The sequence below is a fragment of the Nonomuraea sp. NPDC049400 genome, assembly GCF_044466425.1.
GTDB lineage: Bacteria > Actinomycetota > Actinomycetes > Streptosporangiales > Streptosporangiaceae > Nonomuraea.
Genome location: NZ_JBITMP010000074.1, coordinates 22,329 through 43,977 on the forward strand (window position 1 = coordinate 22,329; position 21,649 = coordinate 43,977).

The 21,649-nt window shown below is 68.8% G+C and carries 12 protein-coding genes; 7 read left to right on the forward strand and 5 right to left on the reverse strand.

Annotated features, from left to right (window positions below; translation table 11 throughout):
- The first annotated feature begins 208 nt into the window (after window positions 1-208).
- The 5 genes from ACIBVN_RS54990 (at window position 209) to ACIBVN_RS55010 (ending at window position 14,131) form a co-directional block, all read left to right on the forward strand.
- Entirely contained in the window at window positions 209-1,444 is a 1,236-nt protein-coding gene (locus ACIBVN_RS54990) for an MFS transporter (RefSeq protein ID WP_397149947.1), read from the forward strand.
- Window positions 1,441-7,863, forward strand: a complete 6,423-nt coding sequence (locus ACIBVN_RS54995; RefSeq protein WP_397149949.1) for an amino acid adenylation domain-containing protein — start codon at window positions 1,441-1,443, stop codon at window positions 7,861-7,863. The genes ACIBVN_RS54990 and ACIBVN_RS54995 overlap by 4 nt, the downstream gene beginning before the upstream one ends.
- Window positions 7,856-12,190 carry a type I polyketide synthase gene (locus tag ACIBVN_RS55000; RefSeq protein ID WP_397149951.1) on the forward strand — a complete coding sequence of 1,445 codons (4,335 nt, stop codon included), beginning with the start codon at window positions 7,856-7,858 and terminating at the stop codon, window positions 12,188-12,190. The genes ACIBVN_RS54995 and ACIBVN_RS55000 overlap by 8 nt, the downstream gene beginning before the upstream one ends.
- A gap of 81 nt (window positions 12,191-12,271) precedes the next feature.
- A complete protein-coding gene (locus ACIBVN_RS55005) occupies window positions 12,272-13,399 on the forward strand; it encodes an acetyl-CoA carboxylase biotin carboxylase subunit family protein (protein ID WP_397149953.1) in 1,128 nt (375 codons plus the stop codon).
- 198 nt (window positions 13,400-13,597) lie between these two features.
- Window positions 13,598-14,131, forward strand: a complete 534-nt coding sequence (locus tag ACIBVN_RS55010; RefSeq protein ID WP_397149955.1) for a recombinase family protein — start codon at window positions 13,598-13,600, stop codon at window positions 14,129-14,131.
- Between the two features lie 311 nt (window positions 14,132-14,442).
- Here the strand turns inward: ACIBVN_RS55010 and ACIBVN_RS55015 are convergent.
- From ACIBVN_RS55015 to ACIBVN_RS55025, 3 genes are all read right to left on the reverse strand, one after another.
- Window positions 14,443-15,256, reverse strand: a protein-coding gene (locus ACIBVN_RS55015) for an IS5 family transposase (protein ID WP_397149957.1) whose coding sequence is annotated in 2 segments (ribosomal slippage) — window positions 14,443-14,821 and window positions 14,820-15,256 — 816 coding nt in all. Because the reading frame shifts where the segments join, the coding sequence is not laid out codon by codon here.
- Between the two features lie 132 nt (window positions 15,257-15,388).
- Window positions 15,389-16,033 carry a DEAD/DEAH box helicase gene (locus tag ACIBVN_RS55020; RefSeq protein WP_397149959.1) on the reverse strand — a complete coding sequence of 215 codons (645 nt, stop codon included), beginning with the start codon at window positions 16,031-16,033 and terminating at the stop codon, window positions 15,389-15,391.
- A gap of 75 nt (window positions 16,034-16,108) precedes the next feature.
- Window positions 16,109-17,899 carry an IS481 family transposase gene (locus tag ACIBVN_RS55025; RefSeq protein ID WP_397149961.1) on the reverse strand — a complete coding sequence of 597 codons (1,791 nt, stop codon included), beginning with the start codon at window positions 17,897-17,899 and terminating at the stop codon, window positions 16,109-16,111.
- Window positions 17,900-18,220: 321 nt separating this feature from the next.
- Between ACIBVN_RS55025 and ACIBVN_RS55030 the strand changes: the two genes are divergently transcribed.
- A complete protein-coding gene (locus ACIBVN_RS55030) occupies window positions 18,221-18,574 on the forward strand; it encodes a hypothetical protein (protein WP_397149963.1) in 354 nt (117 codons plus the stop codon).
- A 1,269-nt stretch (window positions 18,575-19,843) separates the two neighbouring features.
- Here the strand turns inward: ACIBVN_RS55030 and ACIBVN_RS55035 are convergent.
- Complete coding sequence (locus ACIBVN_RS55035) at window positions 19,844-20,089, reverse strand: hypothetical protein (protein ID WP_397149965.1); 246 nt, start codon at window positions 20,087-20,089, stop codon at window positions 19,844-19,846.
- A gap of 345 nt (window positions 20,090-20,434) precedes the next feature.
- Between ACIBVN_RS55035 and ACIBVN_RS55040 the strand changes: the two genes are divergently transcribed.
- Window positions 20,435-20,734: a DUF4193 domain-containing protein gene (locus ACIBVN_RS55040; RefSeq protein ID WP_397149968.1), complete on the forward strand. Its 300-nt coding sequence runs from the start codon at window positions 20,435-20,437 to the stop codon at window positions 20,732-20,734.
- A gap of 203 nt (window positions 20,735-20,937) precedes the next feature.
- Here ACIBVN_RS55040 and ACIBVN_RS55045 read toward each other — a convergent pair whose 3' ends face one another.
- Complete coding sequence (locus tag ACIBVN_RS55045) at window positions 20,938-21,594, reverse strand: CAP domain-containing protein (RefSeq protein ID WP_397149966.1); 657 nt, start codon at window positions 21,592-21,594, stop codon at window positions 20,938-20,940.
- Window positions 21,595-21,649 lie beyond the last annotated feature (55 nt).

The window sequence follows — 21,649 nt, forward strand, 5'->3', positions numbered from 1 at the left end:
CCCGGTTTCGACACGGGATATTCATTTACTGACGGCTGACAGCGGTAGTCTACGTACCTCCGAGATACGCGCAATGTGAGGCATGTCACACTCATTGACGGCGCAGGAATGTTTGGGATTAGGGGGGTTGACGTCCGCGGCATACATATGGCTATCTTGAGGCTTGATCACGGGAGGGCTACGTGAAGAAATCATTGAGGCGGAAGACGTGATCGAACGTTCCCATGTTTTTCTGGCCGCCACTTTCCTGTCCACGTTCGGTGACATTCTCGCTGTCACAGCCATCCCGTTCGGGGTCGGCGTGGAGACCGGTAGAATAGAATTCACTATTATCTTCTGGCTCGTTCCGGCGTTAGCCGTGCTCGCCGCAAGTTTTTTCGGGAAACGGATCGGCAGTCGATCGGGGCGCGCGCGGGCGGATTACGCGCGACTGCTCATGGCCATCGCGGTCATGGAGATTGTGATCTCGCTATCGTCGATGCTGTTCCGCGACCGGTCATCCACCCTGCTGATCTGCATCCTCTTCGTAGCGCTCTATGCCTTCGCCAAGGAAGGAATTCCGCGCATCCTCTACCAGGTCGCGGTGTACCGGTATTTCGTCGAGGCGGAAGAGTACTCGAAATTGGCCGGCCGCAAGGCGGGGCTGGACATCGTGGCGGCCCTGGGAGCGGTCCTGACCGCCTCGGCCGTAGTGGCCGCGGGCACCTGGCGTTACGTTCTGCTGTTCGACGCGCTGACGTTCGTGGTGCTGTCGCTGACGATTCTGCGCCTCGGACGCGATCCGCGTCCCGCCGCGCCCGCAAAAAGCGATTCGCCGGCCGCCTCCTCAGCTGTCAAGGCGCTGCGGCCGGCCCTGGTCGCTGTCCTCGTGGCCGTCCCGCTCTTTCACGGCGTGAATGCCGCCTTCGTCAACTATCTTCCACTGGTCAATGAAAAGCTCGCCGTCATGGCCGCCACCACGAGCCTGACGTTGCTGGCCGTTTTGCGGGCACCGGGGATGTTACTGGGCCTGTTCTTCGATCGGATCAGGAAATGGGTTGCTCCCAGGGTGTGGGCGGTGGCCCTGCCCACGGCATACGTGGTGGCGGCGGGCAGCTACCTCGCCCTGCCCAACGCATGGTCGGTCTACGCGCTGCTGTTGCTCGGCGGGCTCAACGTCGGGGTTTTCAGCCCTGCGGACGCCACCATCCGCAACTCCATCCCCAGTGAGCATCTGGTCGGGTTCAACGTCATAGTCCTGCGTTGGCTCGGAGTGTTCCAGGCCCTGTCCTGTGCTGGCGCGATGCTCGTGTTCTCAGCGGGAGATCTCGACCTGCGCTGGCTCGGCGTTCTCGTCGCGGCATCGGTAGTCGGAGCCCTGCTGTTGCCAGCTGTCCACTCACGGCACCCGCTCCTGCGCAGGCCGCAGGCGGGCGCCCAACCATCCGTGGAGGTCTCGACGTGACCGAAGAGAGCTCCGGGCGGCTGGCGCAATTACGCGAACGTGCCCGCGCCCAAGAGCAGCGCATCCGGCGGGTCCCGCGGACGGAAGGCGCCCGTCATCTGGTGTCGTACGGGCAGGAACGCCTCTGGTTCATCACCCAGGCAGATCCCGCAGACGCCTCCTACAACGTACCGGTGGGCCTGCGCCTACGTGGCCCGCTCTCCGTCCCGGCGCTCCAGCAGGCATTGCGTGTCATCATCGGCCGGCACGAGATCCTACGCACGGTGTACGAGACCACTGCGGACGGCTGCCGTCAGATCGTGGCCTGGCAGGACGCCGGGTTCTTTGAGCTGCCGGTCCGCGACTGCGCAGGGGAGCAGGCCGCGTACGCCGCCGCCGTCGATCTCCTGCGCCGGCCCTTCGACCTGACCTCGCAGCCGCCCGTGCGGGCGGAGCTGCTCCGGCTGGCCGACGACGACCATCTGCTCGTGGCCTGCGTGCACCACATCGCGTTCGACGGCGATTCCGTCGGCGTGCTGCTCGACGAGCTCGGCGCGAACTACCGGGCCGCTCTGGGCCAGGGCGGCGCGCGCGACGCGGAGCCGGTGCAGTACGTGGACTACGCAGCGGCGCAACGGCTGGACGGTGAGCTCGACCGCCAGGTCGACTGGTGGCGTGCACGGCTCGCCGGTGCGCCCGCCCTCGACCTGCCCGTCGACCGGGCGCGTCCCGAGGCGCGCGCGCACCGCGGGGGCATGGTGGGCTTCACCGTGCCCGCCGCTGCGGCCGAGGCCCTCCGCAAGCTCGCGCGCGAGCAGGGCACCAGCGCGTTCGCGGTCCTGCTCACGGTGTTCATGGTGCTGCTGCGGCGTTACAGCGGGCAGAGCGACATCAGCGTGGGCACCCCGGTGACCGTCCGCGACTCCGACGAGCTCGACAGCGCGGTCGGCCTGTACGTGAACACGCTCGTCCTGCGCGCGGACCTGTCCGGTGATCTGTCGTTCAGCGAGCTCGTACGGCGGGTGCGCGACGTCGTGCTCGACGCGCTCGCCCATCGGGAGGCCCCGTTCGAAAAAGTGGTCGAGGCGGTCAACCCCGATCGCGTCCCGGGCCGCCATCCGTTGTTTCAGGTCCTGTTCAGCACTGGTTGCGCGCCCTGTGACGATCTCGGCTGGAGCGTTCCCGGGCTGCGGGCCCAGCCAGAGCGGCTGTCCCACGGGCTGACCAAGGTGGACCTGTCGGTTCACCTGGAGATGCGGGCCGACGGTTCGCTGCGCGGCTCGTGGCAGTTCGACGCCGCGCTCTTCGACGAGCCGACTGCCCGGCGGATGGCCGCGCACTTCGTGCGGCTGGCCGGCGAGCTGGCGCAGGACGGCCCGGTGAACCGCGCCGCGATGCTCGACGAGGCGGAGCTGCGCGAGCTCGCCACGGCTTGGAACGATCCCCCCGCGCCGGCGGCGGACGTCCGCCTCGACGACGTCGGCGTGCACGAGCTGTTCCTGCGCCAGGCGGCGCTGACGCCCGACGCGCCGGCGGTGCGGCAAGGCCCGCGCGTTTTGACCTATGGGGAGGTCGCCCGCTGGTCGCGAGCCATCGCGGCCGAGCTTCCCACCGACGGCACGGACCTCGTCGGGATCTGCGTCCCGCGAGAGGTCGCCGGCGTGGTCGCACTGCTGGGGGTGCTGCTCGCCGGCCGGGCGTACCTGCCCCTGGATCTCGAGCTTCCGCCGGCACGGCTGCGATTCGCCCTTGAGGACGCCGGCGTACGGACCGTACTCGTCCACGGCAGCATGCCGGAGAACTTGCGCGCGGCCTTAAGGGAGCTCCCCGAACCTCCGCGGGTCCTCGACATCGGCACGTGCCGGGCGGAACGCCCCGTCGAGCCCGCGCCCGGCGGCTCACGCCCCTGTTACGTCATCTACACCTCAGGCACGACCGGCCGCCCCAAAGGAGTGGTGCTGGAGCACCGGGCGCTGACGCACTACACCACGTCACTGCTATCCGTGCTGCGCCGCGAACTGGGCGGCCAGCTCGAGGGCTTGAACTACGCCACCGTCTCCACCCTGGGTGCCGACCTGGGCAACACGAGCATCTTCGCCGCGCTGGCCGGAGGCGGGTGCGTCCACGTGGTGGATTACGAGACCGCGACCGATCCGGCCCGTTTCAGCTTCTACCTCGAGGAGCACGGCATCGACGTGCTCAAGATCGTGCCGTCCCATTTCGAGGCGCTGTACCGGGGCACGGCACGGCCCCGCCTGCCCCGGCGGGCGCTGATCCTGGGCGGCGAGGCCCCGACTCGAACGCTCATCACCGATGTCCTCGCCGAGGGCTCGACATGCAGGATCTTCAATCACTACGGCCCCACGGAAACCTGCATCGGCTCGCTCATCCACCCCGTAGGCCCCGATGCTGACGACCCCTCGCGGCCATTGCCGGTCGGCCGCCCTCTCGGCGCCACCACCATCGCGATCCTGGACGAGCAGGGCCTTCCGGTTCCCCAGGGAGTGACGGGCGAGCTGTACATTGCAGGACCCGGCGTGGCGCGGGGCTATCTGCACCGTCCCGAGCTGACCGCCGAACGCTTCGTCGAGGTACGGGGCGCGTCCGGGACGAGCAGGCGCCACTACCGCACCGGTGACCTGGCCCGGACACTCCCCGATGGCAACATCGAGTTCGTCGGCCGCCGTGACACGCAGGTAAAGGTCCGGGGTCACCGTGTCGAGCTGTCAGAGGTGGAGGCGGCGCTCGCGTCGCACCGGTCGGTGTCGCAGGCGGTGGTAACCGCGGCATCCGCCGGTCTGTCCGCTTACGTCGTGGCCACCGCACCCATCGACACCGACGCGCTGGCGGCCGAACTGCGCGAGTCGCTTCCTGGTTACATGGTGCCCTCATCGATCACGCTCGTGACCGAGCTGCCGCGCAACCTCAACGGGAAGATCGACTTCGACCGGCTGCGAGCGTCGGGACCGGTCTCGCCTCGGCGCTCCGCACCCGCCACCCCCATGGAACTGTGGTTGCTGGAGGCGTGGGCACAACTCCTGGAGCGTCCGGTCGAAGCGGTTGATCAGGACTTCTTCGCCGCAGGCGGCCACTCGCTGCTGCTGATCCGACTGGTGGGGCGGATTCGTGCGGAGCTGGGTCTGGAAGCGTCGGTACGCCAGTGTTTCGCACATCCGACCGTGCGCACGCTCGCGGCAGAACTGGAGCGCACCGGCGCGACGGCCGAGGCGGGCATCCTTCGTACGGCCCGGGCGCCGGGCGAGCGGCATCCGGTGTCGTTCGTGCAGGAGCGGTTGTGGTTTCTGCAGCGGCTCACCCCGGACAGCGCCGCCTACAACGTCCCGATCGCCGTTCGGCTGCGTGGCCCGCTCGACTGCGTGGCTCTCGCCTCCGCCGTGCGTGCCGTCGTGACCCGCCATGAGGCGTTGCGCACCCGCTATGAGCCCGCGCCCGACGGCTGCCGCCAGGTGGTCGCGTATCCGGACGGCCGCTTCCTCGCTGTTCCGGTACGTGCGGCGCCCGATGAGGACACCGCGCTCGAGATGGCCTCCCAGCTGGCGGCCTTGCCGTTCGACCTGGCCGCCGGCCCGCCGGTCCGCGCCGAACTGATCCGGCTGGCCGAGGACCACCACTTGCTCGTGCTCAGCGTGCACCACATCGCCATCGACGGCTGGTCGGTGGGTGTGCTGAGCCGCCACCTGCGTGCCGCCTACCTGGGCCTGCCCGTCCCCGCGTCCCCGGTTCAGTACCTCGACTTCGCCCGCTGGCAGCGCGAGCACGTCACCGGCGAGCGGCTGAGCGAGCTCCTGGCCTGGTGGCGCGACCGGCTCGGCGGCGCGCGGCCGCTGGAGCTGCCGCTCGACCGGCTGCGTCCGGCCGTGCAGGCCCACCGAGGCGCATGCGTCCAGTTCGAGCTGGACGCCGCCACCGGCGCTGCCCTACGCCAGGTCGCCGAGCGGCACGGCGCCACTTCCTTCATGATCCTGCTCTCGGTGTTTCTCGTGCTGTTGCGCCGGCACACCGGGCACAGCGACCTGAGCGTGGGCACCGTCGTGGCGGGGCGCGATCGCCCCGAGGTCGATGACGTGGTGGGGCCGCTGGTCAACACCGTGGTACTGCGGGCCGATCTGGGCGGGGACCCGTCGTTCGGGGAGCTGCTCGACCGGGTGCGGCAGGTGGTGCTCGATGCGCTGGCGCACCAGGATGCGCCCTTCGAGAAGGTCGTGGAGGCCGTCAACCCGGTGCGGGACCTCAGCTATTCGCCGCTGTTTCAAGTTGCGTTCGGGGTCGGGGTGCCGGGTTCCCGCGCCGTCGCGTGGTCGGCCGGTGGTCTTGAGGCCGAGCCGCTCGCGCTGCCGTACTCGCTGTCCAAATACGATATGTCGGTCGATTTTGCCGATCAGGCGGACGGGTCGTTCACGGGGTGGTGGCACTATGACGCCGCGCTGTTCGACCGCGAGACGATTGCGGCGATGGCGGAGCGCTTTGTCCGGCTCGCCACCGCGTTCGCCGGGAAGCCGTTCCTAACGGTCGCCATCGCGCCGATGCTCGGCGCGGACGAGCTGGATGCCTTGCTCGCCGCTCCCAACCAGACCGCCGTGCAAAATCCCGACCTCGAACGCGGGGTGCACGAACTGATCCTCGGTTACGCGCGCAAAGCCCCGCACGCCGAGGCCCTGCGGCAGGGCGGACGCGTCGTCACCTACGGCGAGCTGGACACGTGGTCGGCCGCCGTCGCCGCGCAGCTCAGCGGCGGGCTGATAGGCGTGTGTGCGCAGCGGATCCCGGACACGGTCATCGCGATCGTCGGTGTCCTACGGTCCGGCGGCGCCTACGTGCCACTCGACCCGCAATTGCCGAGCGCCCGGCTGCGGCAGATCATCGCCGACGCCGGGCTGCGGGAAATCCTCGTGGCCGGGCCGGACGCGCCGGGCAACCTCGCTGACGCGATCGAGGGCACCTCCGTGCGCCTGGTCGACATCCGTGACCCCGCCCCCAACCGCCCTGCCTCCTTCAGCCGCGTCCCCTCCGTCCCGGCCCCCGGCGGCGATCGGCTCTGCTACGTCCTGTACACCTCGGGCTCCACCGGCCGCCCCAAGGGCGTGCTCGTGCCGCATCGAGGCGTCGTCAACTACGTGACATGGGCGTGCGCTGAGTACGGCATCGCCGAGGGATCGCCCGTGCTGCTGCACTCCCCCATCACCTTCGACCTGACGGTGACGACCATGCTGGCCCCGCTCGTCGCGGGCGCCCGTGTCGAGTTCACCGCCGGAGAAGAGGTGGCCGACCTGCTGGCCGCGTTGGCCGGAGCCGCCCAGCCCTACCAGGTCGTCAAGGTGACGCCCGCGCACCTGCGGCTGCTCAACACCGCGCTCGCCGACGTCTTGCCGCACCGCGCGCCGACCAGATGCCTGGTCGTGGGGGGTGAGGCGCTGACGCTCGACGCGGTACGACCGTGGCTGGACCACAGCCGCGTGATCAACGAGTACGGGCCGACAGAGGCCACGGTCGGCTGCACCATCTTCGACGTGGCCGAGGATCCGACGTGCCGCGATGTCCCCATCGGGCGGCCGATCGCCAACACCACCGCCTACGTGCTCGATGAGCGGCTGCAGCCGGTTCCCACCGGGGTCATGGGCGAACTGTTCATCGGCGGCCTCGGCCTCGCGCACGGCTACTTAAACCGGCCAGAACTCACCGCCGAGCGGTTCGTGCCCCATCCGTACGAACCGGGCGCGCGCCTTTACCGCACCGGCGACCTGGCCGTACGGCGGCATGACGGGGTGCTGGAGTACCGCGGCAGGGACGACGGCCAGGTCAAGATCCGCGGGCATCGCGTGGAGCTGGGCGAGATCGAATCGGTGATCAAGCAGATCCCCGGCATCGGTGACGCCTGCGTGATCCGCGTTGAGCAAGCCGGGTTCGACGGCCTCGTCGCCCACGTGGGGGGTCAGACCGTCACCCCGCACACGGTCCGTGCCGCGCTGCGCAAGACCCTGCCCGCGTACATGATCCCCGACCGGATCAGTGTCCGAGCCGAACTGCCGCTCACTCCCAACGGCAAGCTTGACCGGGCCGCTCTCCTGCGCGATCTGCCCGCTGCCGAAGAAGGCGCCCGCTCCGCTGCGGTGGCAGGCGAAACCGAGCAACGGCTGCACCGGCTGTGGGCAGAGGTCCTCGGCCGTGCCCGCATCGGCCGCACTGAGAACTTCTTCGACGCGGGCGGGCACTCGCTCCTGATGGTGGACCTGCACGCGCGGATCATCGCGGAGTTCGGCGAAGGCATAGAGCTACTGGAGCTGTTCCGCAGCCCGTCAATCGCCGCCCTGGCCGCGGTCCTGGACGGCCGCGTACCCCAGAAGACGGCCGCCCCGGTCATCCGCCCGTCCCGCGCGGGCGCGCTCGCGAACCTACGCAGGAGAAAGCAAGGCAATGAGTGATCTCGACATCGCGATCATCGGCATGGCCGGGCGCTTCCCCGGTGCAGATGACATCACCGCGTTCTGGCGCAACGTCCTGGCAGCGAAGGAGTGCGCGACCAGCTTCAGCCGGGACGAGCTGCTGGCCGCCGGCCTCTCGCCGGACCTGGTCGGCCGCCAGGATTTCGTCGGCGTACGCGGTGTCCTCGCCGACGCGGACCGCTTCGACGCGGCTTTCTTCGGCTACTCGCCCCTGGAGGCGCAGTACATCGATCCACAGCAGCGGATATTCCTCGAGGTGGCTTGGAACGCCGTCGAGAACGCCGGGTACGCGCCCGACCGGTTCACCGAGCCCGTGGGCGTGTTCGCCAGTTGCAGCACCAACACCTACCGGGAGGTCGTTCTGCGTGCCGGGCGCGGCGACGGCGACTGGAAGGAAGGCATGCTCGTCGGCCTTGGCAACCAGATCGACTTCCTGAGCACCCGAATCTCGTACAAGCTGAACCTGACAGGCCCGAGCATGACGGTGCAGACCGCCTGCTCCAGCTCGCTGGTCGCCGTGCACCTGGCCTGTCAGAGTCTACTGGCTGGCGAATGCGACGTAGCGCTGGCCGGCGGCGCGGCCGTGCGGTTCCCGCAGGTGGGCGGGCAGCTCTACACCGAAGGCGGGATCTATTCACCCGACGGCCGGTGCCGCCCCTACACGGCAGACGCGCGCGGCGTCTTCAGCGGCAACGGCACCGCCGCGGTCGTGCTGAAGCGGCTCGACGACGCGGTCGCCGCAGGCGACTGGATCCACGCCGTCATCAAGGCGACCGCGATCAACAACGACGGGCACGACAAGGTCGGTTACACCGCCCCCAGCGAGGCAGGGCAGGCGTCGGCGATGCGTTCGGCCCTGGAACTGGCCGGGGTGAGCCCGGCCGAGGTCGCGTACGTGGAAGGACACGGCACGGGCACCCCGCTCGGGGACAGCATCGAGATCGCCGCCCTGCGCGCCGTCTATGACGGTGCGGACGACGGTGAGCGAAGCTGCGCCCTGGGTTCGGTGAAGAGCAACGTCGGGCACCTCGACGCGGCGGCCGGTGTGACCGGGCTGATCAAGGCGGCGCTGGCCGTGCGACACGGCCTCATCCCGCCGCAGCCGGACGCTGCCACGCCGAACCCGCGCCTGTCCGGCAGCCCCCTGTACCTCACCGACACAGCCCTGCCCTGGCCCTCGCGTCCCGGCCGCCGGGTCGCCGCGGTGACTGCGCTCGGGTTGGGCGGCACCAACGCCCACGCCGTCCTGGAGGCGCCGCCGGTCCCCAGCGTCCCGGCCACGGAACGCCGCCCTGTCGGCGGCCATTTCCTCGCGCCGCTCAGCGCCGCCTCGGCGGAGTCGCTCACGGCCATGCTGGACGCGTTGCCCGACGACCTCGAGGCCCTGCGCGCGGAGCCCCTGACCGCCGCGGACGTGTCGGCCACGCTGCTGGAAGGCCGCTCGCTGCGGCCGCATCGGGCCGTCGTGATCGGTCCCGATCTTGAGGGGATCGCGGCCTCGGCACGTACGAGGTCCGCCCGCCATCTCGTCACCAGAACGAGCGACGAGGTGGATCCGCCCATCACGTTCATGTACACCGGCGGCGGCTCCCAGTATCAGGGCATGGCGCGCCGGTTGCTGGCCACCGACCCTGTCTTCGCCGAGCATGTCTCCGCCTGCCGCAGCTCCTTCATGGAGCTGACGGGCGCCGACCTGATTACCGATGTGCTGGACGGTGGCGCGCGCCTCGACGACACGGTGACCGGCCTGTGCACCATCCACATGGTCCAGGTCGCGCTGGCGCGATCGTTCATCGAGCGAGGCGTGCGCCCCGCCTGGCAGATCGGGCACAGCCTCGGCGAGTACGCCGCGGCGGTCATCGGCGGGTCCTTGTCCCCGACTGACGGGCTGCGACTGGTGACGCGTCGCTCGCAGCTCATGGCCGAGGTATCGGGTGCCATGCTAAGCGTCCAGGCTAGTCCGGACGTGCTGCGCGCCGGCGGGCACCTCGATGAGGTGTCGCTCGCCGCGGTCAACGCCGCCGATCTGTGCACGGTTTCCGGCGGCGAAGCCGCAATCGCTGCGCTCGCCGCCCGCCTGACCGCCGTGGGGATTGAGAACCGGCGGGTAGCGATTGGTGTCCCCGCGCACTCGACGCTGCTGAAGCCCATGGTCGATCGGTTCCGGGCGGAGCTGCGGGGGACTACGTTCGCCGCTCCGGCGATCCCGTGGATCTCTAACGTCACCGGCCTGCCGATCACGGAAGGCGACCTGGCCGATCCGGACTACTGGGTCCGCCATTTGTTGGGCACTGTCCGCTTCGCGGAAGGGGTGCGCACCCTGCTGGACGCGGGCGCGGCGACCTTCGTGGAGGTGGGACCCGGTCATGCGCTGAGCGGCTTCGCCCGCGCTGTCGCGCAGGACGGCGCCGAGGGTGGTCATCGTGCGGTGACCACGATCCGGTCGATGCGGTCCTCTGGGGACGACGCGGACGACGGCGAGGTGCTGGCCCAGGCGTTCGCGCAGCTCTACTGCGCCGGGGTGTCGCTGGATCCGCGCGCCCTGTATGGCGGGGCCGCATTCCGCAGGACACCGCTGTCCGGCTACCGATTCGCCCGCACCCGGCACTGGCCGGTGAGCAGCCGTCCGGCGCGCAGCGGGCTGCTCGCCGATCCGGTCTCCTGGCTGACCACACCGAGCTGGACCCGGCTGCCCCGGCTTCGCCAGGCGCGTGCACTCCCGGGTCTGCGCGTGGTGCAGACCGGAGGCGATCTTCCGGGAATCGCCCAGGTTTCCGGCCCGGAAGAGCTGCGGACCGTACTGGGCGGTGACGACGGCCACGCGCGCCTGGTGATCGGCCCGGACACCGACACCGTGCAAGTCGTCCGCCTGGTCAGCAGCGCGCTTGACGCGCTCGGTCCGGATCGGCTCGATGTGGTCCTGCTGACCACACAGGCCGCGGTCGTGGACGACGGCGACGTGATCTTCCCGGAACGCGCGGGGGCCATCAGCGCCCTGAGGGTGCTGGGGCAGGAGTACCCAGGGCTGCGCTGGCAGGTCGTCGATCTGTCTCCCCGGTTGCCGGCCGAGACCGTCCTGTGCGAGATCGCCGAGGCTCCCGACCAGTCGCTGCGTGCTGTGCGTCCCAGCGGTAGGTGGGGCGCGGCGCTGGTGCCCGCTGGCATCGACGGGCACTGCCGCCCCATTCGGGACTTTAAGGACGGTGGCACCTACGTGTTCACTGGAGGTCTCGGCCGGTTCAGCCTCCACATCGCCCGCCATCTGCGCCGGGCCTACGGAGCCCGTGTCATCCTGACAAGCAGGCGGGAACGAGCGGACGCTACGTTGAGCCTGCCGCCGCTCACCGCCGCCGCGCTGGACCGGTTGCTGGCTGAGCCCGCCGGCCAGGTGGAGATCGTGCACTGCGACGCCGAGGATGAAGAGGCGCTCACCGGCCTGTTCGACGGTCTGGGGACAGTCCATGGCGTGTTCCACGCGGCGGCGGTGACCACGGGACGGTCGATGCGCACGCTGGGCGCCGCTCTGTCCGCCGCCGATTTCGAGACGCAGCTGCGGCCGAAGCTGTATGGCGCGATGGCGCTCGACCGCGCGCTGCGCGGTCGAGGTCACGATTTCTGCCTGTTGTTTTCCTCCAACGCCTCCACGTTCGGCGGTCCCGGGCTGGCGGCGTATGCGGCCGCGAACGCCGCCATGGAGGCGTTCGCGGAGGAACGGTGGTGCCGGGGGGATGACCGCTGGCTGGCGGCGGCTTGGGACGGCTGGCGGCTGGACGGCGAGCCGGAGCGGACCGTGACGAGTCCGCTGGACCGCTTCGCGCTGACTGGCGACGAGGCCGTGCGCATGGTCGAGACCATCGTCCGCCACGCGGACACCGCCGTGACCGTCGTCTCCAAGGCGGACGTGCGGGACCGCTACGAGGACTGGGTCGTGCGCGTCACTGCGGACGAGCGGCCGCAGCCGCAGGAACCGGCCAGGTCACCGCAGGTGTTCTCGGGTGAGCTCGAACCCGAGGTGGCCGAGCTGTGGAAGGACGTCCTCGGCGCCGCTCCGAACCACCCGGACGAGAGCTTCTTCGCACTCGGCGGACATTCGCTCATGGGGCTGCGGCTCATCAGCCGGATCAGAGAGCGGTTCGGCGTGCCGTTCGACTACGCCACGCTTGTCGGCAATGCCAGCGTGGCGACGATGGCGCGATGGATCGCGGCCCGCGTCACCTCACCCTCCGCAGAGCCGAAATTGTCGAGCAAACCGAGCCGTACCCTGTCCGAGCTGCTCAACATGGTGCAAGAGGGCCCGTCCACCTGAAAGGTTGCCATGCAACGGATCGCTGTCCTCTACGACATCGGCGCAGCGTCGCCGGTCGACATCATCACCAGCCTGGAAGGGGTGGCGGAGCCGGTCTTCGTTCTGCCCGAGTCGGAGCACAACACCGGCATCCGGGACCTCATTGAGGACGTGGCCGAGGTGTGCGACCTCGACGCCGCCGCCGACGCCAAGGTCGCCGGTGTCGTGACATTCAGCGATTTCCAGCTGGAGGCCGCCGCCGTGCTGGCCGAACGGCTGGGCTTGGCATTCCATCCAGTCGACGTGGCCCGTACGCTGACGCGCAAGCACCTGCAGCGGGCCGTACTCAATAAGCGAGGCGTCGGGCATACGCCATCGGCACTCGTCACGGACCTGGGCTCCGCCGAGCTTGCCGCCGAACAGGTCGGTTTTCCTGCCGTGCTGAAGCCGAACCGCGGAGTCGGCGGAACGCACACCTACCCCGTGGCCGACCGAGCCGAACTGCTCGACTTGGTCGCCGCCCTCATGTCCAGCTGCGTCCCACCCGACGACGGTTACGTGCTGGAGGCCCGGTTGGCGCCCGCCGACGTCCGGCCGCCATGGGGCGGTTTCGTCTCCGTCGAGTCGCTGATCCGCGAAGGCGAAGTGACGCATGTGGGGATCACCGGCAAGTTCGGCTTCATGCCGCCGTTTCGTGAGCGCGGCGGCTACCTGCCCCCGCTCGGCGGCATCGTGGACGAGCCCGCCATCTTGGACGTGACAACACGTGCGCTGCATGCTCTCGGTGTGGGGGACTCGATCTGCCACACCGAGGTAATGGTCACTGCGGCCGGCCCCCGGATTATTGAGGTCAACGGCCGCATGGGGGGCCACATCCACGACCTGTTCCGGCGCGCGCACGGCCTAGACCTGATCGCGCTCGCCGCGCGGGTCGCGCTGGGTGATCCGGCACCCGTGGCGCTCGTCCCCTGCGGCGAGGTCGTCTACCAGTACTTCGGGCTGGCGCCGATAGACGCCAAAATCCTGCTGGAAGCCCCGCACGTGGCCGAGGTCAGGAAACTGCCAGAGGTGAGCCGGTTCGATCTTCAGGTCCCCCCCGGTTCGGACCTCGACTGGCGTCGCGGCTTCCGGGAGCGGATCTACGTGTGCCGGGGCCAGGTGCCCGATCATGAAAGGCTCGCCGCCTTCATCGAGAGCCTGAATGAACGCCTCGGCATCCGTTACGCCTGAGCGTTGACTGCGGACCTCGCACCCTCGGAAGGGTGCGAGGCCCGTGGCGCACGCCGCCGGAATCCTTCCGCAAGGGATGCCTTCGCCGTTCCGGCCTTTGCCGAGTTCCGGCGACACCCGCGGCGGAAAGACCGCGACGAAGTGCCACACCGCCCGCCTCATCCTCGTTCCTGCGGAAGACCGGTGCCTCGACCGGCCGTGGAAACCGGCCCGCCGATCGGGGTGGCCACGTCGGCGCCGACCACCAAACCGATCCGGCTCGGCTACGCCCGCTGCTCGACCGCCCACCAAGAACTGCAGAGCCAACTGGACGCCCTCGCAGGGGCGCAGTACGAACGGATCTTCTCCGAGAAGATCAGCACCCGGGTCAAGGTCCGACCCGAGCTGGAGAAGGTGCTCAAGCTCGCCTACGACATCAAGGAAGCCGCCTCCGACCAGCAGGTCATCCTCACCCTCCATGAACTCAATCGTCTGGCCCGCAACACCGCCGAGCTGATGACTCTGTCCACCCAGCTCCAAAGTGCCGGCGTCCAGCTCGAACTCCTCGCCGCACCCTCCTCACCGGCACCTACGACTCCAACGGCATCGGCGCGATGTTCTTTGCCGTGCTCGCTGTCGCCGCCCAGCTTGACCACAACTACATTCGCGAGAAGACCCTGGAAGGACATCACGCCGCCGCGGCCAAAGGCAACCACGGCGGCTGACCGAACGTCATCGATGACGACTCGCTGACCTTGGCCCTTGCCCTAAGGACAAGGGCGTCCCCGTCCCGAAGATCGCCAGAAGGCTGACGATCAAGACCGGCAAGAATGCGGGCAAGTCCCCTTCGGTCGCCTCGGTGTCCGGGCGCTCGCTGAGGCGATCGAGCAGGACCAGCAAGACGAGGCGGATACCACCGACCCACGGCGGCCTGTTCGCGGCCGGATCACCAACCGGGCAGCAGCGCCGATCTCAAGCTGATGGAACGGCTCGAACAACGGGTCTTCGGCCCACGAGATTGACATCCCAAGCCGAACGCCACTCAAGGTCATTACTTAGAGCTTCTAACGCAATGAAGTGAGGCGTCGCCAGCAGATCAGTGCGCAGGCCAGCTTGAGGAAAGCCTCGTGAATGTCGGCGCGGACCTCCCAGCGGATGCGCAGGCGTCGGAAAGCGTGCAGCAGGGCGAAGGTCTGCTCCACGACCCAGCGTTGTTTGCCCAGGCCGGAGCCATGCTCGGTGCCGCGGCGGGCGATCAGCGGCCGGATCTGCAGCTCGCGGACCAGGCGGCGGTACTTGTCGTGGTCGTAGCCGCGGTCGGCGAGTACGACGTCGGGGCGCTGACGGGGCCGGCCACGCTTGCCACGCACCTTGGGGATGGCGTCGAGGAGCGGGCGAAGCTGGGTGACGTCGTTGCGGTTGGCGCCGGTCAGGATGACAGCGAGGTATGCCGGTGGCATCGGTGATCAGGTGATGCTTGCTGCCGGCCCTTCCTCGGTCGACCGGGGATGGGCCGGTCTGCGGCCCCCTTTTAACGCCCCTGATCTGCGAGGAGTCCACCGCAGTCCGGGAGAGGTCGAGCGCGTCGGCCGCGCGTAGACGATCGAGCAGGACCTCGTGCAGGCGCTGCCAGACGCCGGAGGCGTTCCATTCGGCCAGGCGCCGCCAGCAGGTCATGCCCGAGCCGTAGCCCAGTTCTTGTGGCAGGTGCTCCCAGGCGATCCCGGTGTGCAGCACGAACAGGATGCCCTGCAACGCCAGCCGGTCATCCAGCCGCTTACGTCCCGGATGCCGGAACCTCCGCTGGCGCTGAGGCAGAAGCGGCTCGATTACCGCCCAAAGCTCGTCGCTGACCTCCCATGGCTTCGGCTTGGCCACCCGTGCTCCTCTCGCTTGGCTACAGCGAGAGATCAAAGCACAACAAAGATCATTCTGTTAGGCGCTCTTAGCTTGGGTTCTCTTCCGTTCTCCCCTCCGGTTGGCGGCCTGAGCGCCATATCTGACCAGCGATTACGCTCGGCCACGGCCCCTTTCTGGCGTATTTGGTTCCCACCCCTCGTAGGCGTCATGCTCGGCTGGGATGGAGAGCCGAAACTGGGCTTCGGTGGTGGCCAGCGCCGCGTGAGCGTCGTCCACGACGACGATGCCGAGCTGTAGCTTGTCCCGGGCATCGCCGACCACACCGAAAACCGATTGACCGTTGACGAGTTTCTGGAACGTCGTCACCAAGATTGCGCGTCCGGCCCGGAACGCCAGGTCGACATCGTCGGTTGCCGCCAACCCCATCGCCTCAGCCTCGGCGCGGACCTGGGCGGCCAGATATCGGTCCGGAGCCAGGTAGACCGCGGTGCTCACTCCCTCATTGAGGGCACTACGTGCGATCAGCAGCCCGACAGCGGTCTTGCCTCCACCGGTGTTCTGCTTGATCACGACATCGCGCTGCTTGCGGCGTTCAAACCACGTCTCCAGGACCTCGCTCTGCTCATGTCGGAGATAGGGCCAAGGGCTGCGCGGCAGGGCCGCGTAAATTTCACGCGGCCGCACCAGAGGCTGTCGTCGCCCCGCTCCTACCCGGCTCAGATCCAGCGGCATTGTCACGTTCCTTCCTGCCGATGCATAGCCTTCGAGCGAGGCGTCACCCATGATGACGCGCATGCTTGCTCTTGTCGCCCTGTTGCGTCTCGATGTGAGGTCCCAGGACATGCTTGACCGTTTGTCATCGGGAGATGCTTAACGTCTGTCGGGCTGGGTGCCCTTGCCTCTGACATAAAGACGGGTAACAGGTGTGGTGTCGCGGCGGGGCCTGATCGCCAGTTCTTCCTCGCCATGCAGGACCCGATAGTGGGTGTCTTCGATGACGACGGTGACGAGCTTGCCTGCGTGCCGGGGGCCGAGCTTGATGAACTGCTTGTTCACCATGAACCGGCCACTGGCATGGACACGCCGTTGCACCCGGATCGATCCCGCCGGCAGCGGCGGCGGCGGTAACGGGGTCGCCGCGGTGCGCGCGCCCGGCAGCCGGGCGGCGCGGTCGGCGGTGATGGGGCAGGGCCAGGTGCCGACCAGGGCGTTGTCGGCGATGGCGTGCATGAGGTGGCCGTCCAGCCGGATGGTGATGGTGCGCCGGGCCAGCGCGAAAGCGATCTGGCACTTGATCCCGGCGATGGTGACGTGGCCGTCGCGTTGGACTATGCGATCGATCTCGACTGCCTGGCCTGCGGCTAGTTCGGTGTTGCCGTTGATGCGGCGCAGCGCCGCCGCTGCCGGTGCTGGTCCAGCGGGGCGGGCTCCGTAGCGCATTATCAGGTAGGCCAGGTCGTGGGGCAGGAGCCGGGAGACGATGGTGCGGACCAGGTGGCCCTCGAGCAGGACGTGCAGGCTGCGCAGATCGGCCCAGACGGTCAACGTCCGTCCGGCCAGTCCCCTGGGGACGGAGAACCGCTGCCGGCCGGCCACGAGCGTGACCTCTCCGCTGGGCGGGACGCGGACCTCGAACTCCACCGCCAACTCATCCGGGCGGTCCGCCGGTGGTTCGATCACATCGATGCGCAACGGTGCTGCTGTTTGGCCGGCCTCATCGGCGAGAGGCTGTCCATCGGAGTAGGTGGGGGCGTGCGGGCGGAAGACGCTGGCCGGGGTTGCCATGTTCAGCGCCTGGTGGGGCCGTTGATAGTTGTAGGCGTGCACCCAGGCGTCGATGGCGTCCTGGGCGGCGGTCAGCGACTCGAACGGCGCCACATGATCCAGCAGTTCGTGGCGGAGCGTTTTGTGGAAGCGCTCGATCTTCCCGGTCGTGGTGGGCGAGCGGGGCTTGGTGAGCCGCTGGTTGATGCCGTTCTCCCGGCAGACCCGCTCGAACAGAACCTCCACCGGGTGCGGCCGATTGTGCCGACCGGTGAACTGCTTGCCGTTATCGCTGAGCACCTCAAACGGCACCCCGTAGCGGCGCATTGCCTGGGTGAACGCCGAGCACACCGCTCGCCCCGATGGCACGGCCACCACCGCTGCGATCACCACGAACCGCGAATGATCGTCGATCCCGGTAACCATCTTGCACTCGCGGCCATCGGCCAGCGGTACGCCGCCGACCAGGTCGAGCTGCCACAGATGCATCGGCGCTTCGCGCTGCCAGCGCCGGTACTTGCGCTGATGCTCCTGCTCCTGGTGCCGCACCAGCCCGTTGCGGACGAGCATCCGATGCACCGTCGCCCGGCCGGGAACCGGATCCACTCCCCGCAGGCGCAGCTCATGCACGATCCGCCGGGCGCCCCATCGTGGGTGCTGCCGCCGTAGCTCACACACCAGCGCCTCGACCTCGGCCGGCAGCCGGTGCGGGCTGGACTTGGGCCGCCGCGACCTGTCGGCCAGTCCCGGCATGCCTTCCTGCTCAAACCGTTTCCGCCAGCTGTGCAGCGACTGCCGCGAGACTCCGTACCGGGCCGCGACCTCCCCGATCGGTGACCCGCCCAGAACCTCCCGTACAGCCCGGTACCGGTACTCCACCAGAGCCTGCTGATCCATGCTCGCCACCCGACACCAGAGTCACTCTGGGCGAGCATCATGCCACGATCTGTCAAGAGTGTCCCGAGAACGAACGGTTAAGCATGTCCTGAGCCCTCACATTGACATTGCGCCCATTTCGGCGTCAGTCGAAGGGCATGCATTCCGCTGGCACCGGCGGGAGCGAGTCTCCGTCATGATCACCAGTGGATGGCGGAAGGGCTAGGGCACGCGCAGTGTGCCCGGGCGCGCATCGATCGCTGTGGCTCGATCCCCCCTTTAGTCTGGTCGCAGACGCTCGCCGGATGGCCGCCACCCGACCGACCCCGGGAAGGGGACACGATGGCCCTGCTCACGCAGACCGACTGGCACGACGACGAGATCTCCTACACCGCGGGGGACATAACCCGCTACGACGAGCGGGTCGCGCGCGTGCGCGCGGAGGTCGTCGAGATCCGCGCCGCCGCGCCCGCCATGCGTGAGCAGGGCGGCGCGTTCCTGGAGGAGACCGCCGCCTTCCTCGATCGCGAGGCTCTGCACCTGGAGCGCGCCAACGAGGCCGATGGCGCGGTCGAGTTGGCCTGGCAGAACGACACCCGGGAGCGAAGTGATTACGTTCCTACCAGCGCACGCAGCGCCCTCCTCATTGCCCGCGCCTTTTCCGGCACTCGTTCCGGGGATGCCGGGCGTGGCTGATCGGGTCTGCCTGTGACACTCCACCGACAAGCGGACCGACGCCCGTCAGCGGCACGCACTCGCCGCCGTCCCCGCCTTGCCGGGGACATGCCAGCAGCGCATTGCTGCGTGTGACTGCTGTGAGGCATGGGGATACCTGTCTCGGCGCCGCCTCCGCTCACGCACAGCCCAGAGGCGGCGCCAATGATGTTGGATGATGGAAAGGATCTCACTTACGCCCGCGCCCAACCGCCGAACAGGTCGCCACGGTGCTCGCGCCGGCCATGATCAAGCCGTCGAGCAGAGGGACAGGGGTGACCTGGTTGCGGTACGCGCTGACATGAGCGTGGCAGCAGCTCCACGACTGGGCGCCGCGGGGACGCTGCTGCCTGTCGGCGGGTCTCTGGGGGACGTCTCGCTGGTGGTGAACGACCAGCTGTGCTCTGGGCATCAGGTTGCTGGCGCGCTGGCGCGCTGGTGTGCCTCTGCCGCCAGCCGACGTCGACCCGGCACCGGCCTGGCCCCGGCTGTCTGGCCGGCACTCCGGCGAGCTGTTCGAGTCCACAACCGGCGAGCTGCCTGGCAGGCAGCGGACGCTGCGCCAGTTACGCAGCGGCACTCGAGCCGAACGCGCCCGCCTACGGCTGATACGAACCACGGTTGGTGCCGAGGCAACCGACGCCGTCCACCCCGTCTGGCAGGTGCGTCACGGCATGTAAGGCTGCGCAGCCTGGAGTGTGAACCTGCGTGACGATCACGCCGTTATCCACCCAAAGCACCACGGCCATGCTTTCGGCGTTCCTGGGCGTCGCCTTGCAGGAGAAACACCAGCGCCTTTCCGTCTGGGGCCGATCAGCAGTCACGGCCACCGCCACAAGGCGCGATCCGGAATATCACGGCCCCACGCTACGATCACCACGCCCATGCTCGGACCCGTTAGTGCTGCGGCCCTGCGATCGCGGCTTTGCGGTGTGTTGGCGCATTGGGAATGGGACGGAAATGGCGCGTCGAGACGCATGGGCGTTTCAGGGTCGGGTAGAGCTCCGCATCGTGCGATGCCCAGCGTGCGGCTGGGCGCTTCCTTCGTGCGGACCGGCCGCCCTGACGACGGCAGGGCGCCCTTCACATCCTCCAGCGGCGATAGCAGCACATGTCAGCGGACCGGTAGGGAGCTGGTCTCAGCGCAGCAGGGGCTCGACTCCCATACGGCACGGGCTTCGCCCGTACATCCTTCCAAAGGGTGGCCGCGACGCACCACCTCGACGAGGGCCGAGACCACCGATAACGCGTCTACTGCCCAATCGCGCGGATCTTGCCATTCCGAACAGTGATCAGGTAACCGGCGCCGTTGACGGTGACGATCACCGCGTCCCGATTCGCATCCGGTACCTCCACGGAGGCGACCTCGACGGTGAGTCCGGCCTGCTCGGCGGCCGTCGTCCACTGTGAGGTGGCGGCCTCTGCCCAGTGCCACCCGCCGTCCTCGCCAGTGCGGTCGCGGTCGACAACCATGGCGGTCGGGTCGATGGTGGTCATGGAGGGCTCCTTGGGGAGATGCGATCGATGGGCGTATGGCTCTCCGAACGTAGCGGAGCTGGCTGACAAGCGACGGGCTCCTGTGCGCGCGGAGGTCAGATCCACACCATCACCGACTCCGAGGCCAGCACAGCAAGGGAAGGCGTCTACACCGACGACACAGCTGACGCGCTGGCCGCCGACTGCGCCCTGGCTCCTACGGATTGCCGGTCTCCCCGACAGGTCCCTAGCGCCCGGAGTCGGAAGGTTCGTTGTGGATTCGTGCGGGCACGAATGGGAATCCCCGGCGGGTCGGGCACAAGACAGACGCCCCGCGAAGACATTGAGATGAGGCGAATGAACACCATGGCGACCGACTACGACAGCCCACGTAAGATCGACGACGACTCCGGCGAGGAGAGCCTCCAAGAACTCCAGACTCGCCGCGCCGACACGTCGTCCGGCAGCATCGACGTCGACGAGACCGACCTGGCCGAGTCGATCGAACTGCCTGGCGCGCATCTGTCGAATGAAGAGCTGTCCGTGCGGGTGATCCCGCCTCAGGCGGACGAGTTCACCTGCTCGCGCTGCTTCCTCGTGCACCACCGTAGCCAGCGCGCCTCTGAGCGGAACGGTCACCAGGTCTGCCTGGAGTGCGCCGCCTGACCGGGACGACGATGAGGCCCCAGCCGCGCCGCCCATGGCCGCTTCCGGATCCACTCCAACGGCGATCCTGTGGACACCGACGCGGCCGTCGGCACATCGCCGGCCCAACGTGCTGCCGCCCGATGAGGTGATCTTCAAGGTGCCTTCTTCATCCCTTGCGCCCTCGGTGACGGATGCTGCGCCGTCGCCACTCCGTTGCCCGCCTATCGCTGGCAACGCCCGAAGTCGACAACGTACGTCCCGCCGCCTGCGGCCCCCGCGCCGGCCGGATCTGCCGACCCGGCCGCGACCCCGATGCCGAGGTCTGTCAGCGTCGGGCTCAGGACGATCTGGCGGTGGCCGTACGTGCTGGCGTACACCCACCAGTTGACGGCGGCCCGCGCGGTGCCGTAGCCGGTGCCCCAGCCGGTGTAGGTGGTCTCGGAGTAGGCCCACGACACCGGATTTGGGCAGTAACCCGCGCCGGTGATACGGCTGTACGGCGTAGAGCCGGTCTGCGGGTTAGTGTGCGAGTCGGCACCGGGACGCCACCACTGCAGGGTCGCGGCGGCGTCGGCGTGCGCGGCCGCCGCGGCGTCGAGTGGGCTGTTGCGTGTGAGCGGGGGTAGCCCGGCTCTGGCGCGCTCGGCGTCGATGAGGCAGTGCACTGCCTGTCGCACCATCGTGAGGTTGCCGCTGGTGGGAGCCTGGTTGTAATACGCTGATGCGGCGGCGCAGTTTGGCGCGGCGGTGGCTGGGGGGCTCGCCATGGCGCTTGGCGCCGTGAGGCCGAGGGCGGCGGCGCCGAGCAGGTGGACGGTGCGCGACAGGACGGCGGGGGGTTGGGGGCGCCGTCGGATGGATGGTGCCAGATCGCTCATGAGAGGCTCCTTTGTTGAGCCTCAAGTGAACGGCGGCTGTCGGGCGGGCGCCTGA

Coding starts and splice junctions, on each gene's coding strand:
- ACIBVN_RS55000 (WP_397149951.1), top strand. CDS start 7,856: ATGAGTGATCTCGACATCGCGATCATCGGCATGGCCGGGCGCTTCCCC.
- ACIBVN_RS55020 (WP_397149959.1), bottom strand. CDS start 16,033: ATGCGCGTCATCATGGGTGACGCCTCGCTCGAAGGCTATGCATCGGCA.
- ACIBVN_RS55025 (WP_397149961.1), bottom strand. CDS start 17,899: ATGGATCAGCAGGCTCTGGTGGAGTACCGGTACCGGGCTGTACGGGAG.
- ACIBVN_RS55030 (WP_397149963.1), top strand. CDS start 18,221: ATGGCCCTGCTCACGCAGACCGACTGGCACGACGACGAGATCTCCTAC.
- ACIBVN_RS55035 (WP_397149965.1), bottom strand. CDS start 20,089: ATGACCACCATCGACCCGACCGCCATGGTTGTCGACCGCGACCGCACT.
- ACIBVN_RS55040 (WP_397149968.1), top strand. CDS start 20,435: ATGGCGACCGACTACGACAGCCCACGTAAGATCGACGACGACTCCGGC.
- ACIBVN_RS55045 (WP_397149966.1), bottom strand. CDS start 21,594: ATGAGCGATCTGGCACCATCCATCCGACGGCGCCCCCAACCCCCCGCC.